Genomic DNA, 2778 nt, shown 5'->3' on the forward strand with positions numbered 1-2778 from the left:
CTTGTAGTCGCCTTGGGCGTAGTGGGCGTAGGAGTCCAGCGTGTTCTTGATGGTGCGGTCGCCGCTGACCGTGAAGCCGGAGGCGGTGCCGACACCCGTGCCCAGGTCGGTCCAGTTGTTCTCATGCAGGTAATAGAAGCCGACGGTGTAGTTCAGGCGGTTGTCCAGTGCCTGGCCATTGGCCTTGAACTCCTGCGACCACTGCTGGTGCAGGCTGTAGTTCAGGATGGGGGACACGCCGGTGGCGATGGGATTGGGCGCCGCCGGGTTGGAGTCGATGAAGTAGCGCTGGGTGGTCTGGCGGTAGCCGGTGATGGAATTCAGCGTCAGGTCGTCCAGTTCCCAGGCGGCGTTGGAGCTCAGCGACCAGCTCTTGGTGGAGTTGCCGACCTCGTTGTTGGCCTTGGTGCCGGTGAAGTACTTGGCCAGCGCGCCCTGGGTGATGCCGATGGTCGCGATGCGGTCGCCCGTCGCCGGATCGACGCGGTTGATCAGGTTGGCCTCGTTCTCATCGACATAATCGCCGGCCAGGTCGATGGTCACCCGGTCCGTCGGCAGCAGGCGGACGGCCCCCCGCACGCCGTAGTTGTCCGAACCGTTCAGCTTGTCGCCGGTGTTGACCTGGCGGACATAGCCGTCGCTGCGGTTCCGGTACATGCTGACCTTGGTCAGCACCTTGTCCGACAGGGGCGCGTCCATGCTGGCCCGGATGTCGGTCTCGCCGAAGCGGCCGGCACCGGCCTCCAGATAGCCGCCGGCGGTCGCGGAGGGCTTCTTCATGATGACGTTGATGGCGCCGCCGGTGGTGTTGCGGCCGAACAGCGTCCCCTGGGGACCGCGCAGCACCTCGATGCGCTCCACGTCGAACAGGCCGAAGTTGTTGGCGTTCTGGCGCGAGATGTAGACGTCGTCGACGTAGGTGCCCACCGGCACGTCCTGCGTGGCGATGGATTCCGTATTGCCGATGCCGCGGATGTAATAGGTGTTGGAACTGCCCAGGCCGACGTTGTTGTTGCCGATCAGGTTGGGGATGTGCTGGATCAGGTCGATGGTATCGCGGATCTGGCGGTCCTGCAGATCGGACGCCCCCAGCGACGACACGGCCAGCGGCACGTCCTGCAGGTTCTGCTGACGGCGCTGGGCCGTCACGATGATTTCCTCAAGCTGGCTGGCATCGGCCGCCTGCGGCGCCGCCGGCTGGGCCGTGGAAGGCGCCGCCGATTGCGCCAGGGCCGGCGGGGCCGCCAGCGCGCTCAGCAAGGCAAGGATGGAAATTCCCCGAATTTTACCCGTCATGATGAATGCTCCCGTTCTTTTGATTGAAGGTGAGGGGCGTGTCCGCCCTCGCTCTCACCAGGCTGTTGGGTTGGCCGGCATTTCACCGCGGTAGGCCTCCATGTCCGGGGGCAACACCGGGTCGTAGGCCGGCCACCATTGGAAGGGCCGTTCCGCCTGGACGTAGTTCGTCGTCAGCGGGCCACCCTTGGTGCGGAAGAAGTAAAGGTTGCCTGTCAGGGTGCCGTAGGGGCCGTGCGGCGCCTCCGGCGGACGCCAGAAATAGGCGCCGGGCCGCATGACGCCGCGATTGCCGTGCACCTCGCCGCTCAGCAGGTACATCTCCTCGACGGTGGGATGAACCTCCGACCGTTCGGCCCAGCGCACCGGCAGGGTGCCCAGCATCCAGGAGACGTCGCCCGTGACCGGATCCTTGTAAAGCATCTTGCGCCCGGCGCCCGGCGGGAATTCCGGATGGAAATTGCCGGTGTAGGGCACCTGGTAGCCGTCCAGCCGCACCACCAGGCGGGCCGGGTCGTAGTCGGTGACGGGGGCCGCCTGGTCGGGCGCCGCCGACAGGAAGGTCAGGACCACGGCGCCGCCGGGGCTGGCCAACGCGCCCCGCTCATATCCCGCCGGCAGGTGGGCGTAGGCGAGATGGCCGTATTCCTGGCCCGCCATGGTCAGCGTGCCGTCCAGAACCAGGAACTCCTCGTCCACCACCAGGCGGGCCGCAGGCGCGGTGAAGCCAGCGGGATAGCGGACCACCATGCTGACCGCACCCGTGGCGTCGTCATGGCTCAGGACCTTGGCCTCGACGCCGTCGCGCAGGCCCCACAGGGTGTGGGGCTGCCAGGGAATGTATTGCGCTTGAATGAATTCGATCCAGGAACGCGCCAAGATACAGGCTCCTAACTTTAATGAATCAACGGGGGGCCGGGACTTCGCCCCGCAAGGGCGCTTTCGGGTCGTCGCTTTCGCTCAGGACCCGCATCAGCTTGCGCATGGACGTCTCCAGCTCGGCCCGCGACCGGGCCAGCACGGCGGCATCCTCGGCCAGGGCGTCCGCCTGGCCCGGGGCGATGACGCCCACCCGGGCCAGCGCCGTTTCCAGGGCCAGGCGCCGCGTGCGCTCGATGTGCAGCTGGGACGCCAGTTCGAACACCAGGCCGGTCAGGCGCTCCACATCGGGCGCCATGGGCGGCAGGGGGGGATAACTGCGGTCGGTCATTGCGGCTTCTCCGCTTCCAGGACGGCCCAGGGGAAATGCCATTCGGCGCGGCTGGGCCAGGACAGGTCGGGCAAGCGGCCACCCCCGCGCTCGTCGAAGGCCACCCAGCGGGCGTTCACCAAGCCGGCGGCGGCGGCCATGGCCGGCAGGTCGGCGGCGATCATGGGTGGCAGGAAGGGCTCATTATTGCGCGCGCCGTGTTCCACCATGGCCAGGTCGCGCAGGCCATCGCCGGTGCGCTGAAATCCAGGAAGCGCAGCNGCCGCCGGGGC

3 protein-coding genes and 1 pseudogene are annotated in these 2778 nt (G+C 67.4%); all 4 read right to left on the reverse strand.

The window, feature by feature from the left end; all coding sequences use genetic code 11:
- The coding region (locus tag I55_RS06800; protein WP_044559749.1) for a TonB-dependent receptor at positions 1 to 1296 on the reverse strand (1296 nt) is incomplete at its 3' end.
- Between the two features lie 54 nt (positions 1297 to 1350).
- Positions 1351 to 2175: a cupin domain-containing protein gene (locus tag I55_RS06805; RefSeq protein ID WP_049973892.1), complete on the reverse strand. Its 825-nt coding sequence runs from the start codon at positions 2173 to 2175 to the stop codon at positions 1351 to 1353.
- 25 nt (positions 2176 to 2200) lie between these two features.
- Positions 2201 to 2506, reverse strand: coding sequence for a hypothetical protein (locus I55_RS06810; protein ID WP_044559746.1), 306 nt, complete (start codon positions 2504 to 2506; stop codon positions 2201 to 2203).
- Positions 2503 to 2778, reverse strand: a pseudogene (locus I55_RS38260) (SAM-dependent methyltransferase); the annotation flags it as partial. The pseudogene I55_RS38260 and the gene I55_RS06810, both read right to left, overlap by 4 nt.

Origin of the sequence: Azospirillum sp. B4 (genome assembly GCF_000333275.1) — a bacterium.
In the GTDB taxonomy this organism is placed as follows: Bacteria; Pseudomonadota; Alphaproteobacteria; order Azospirillales; family Azospirillaceae; genus Nitrospirillum.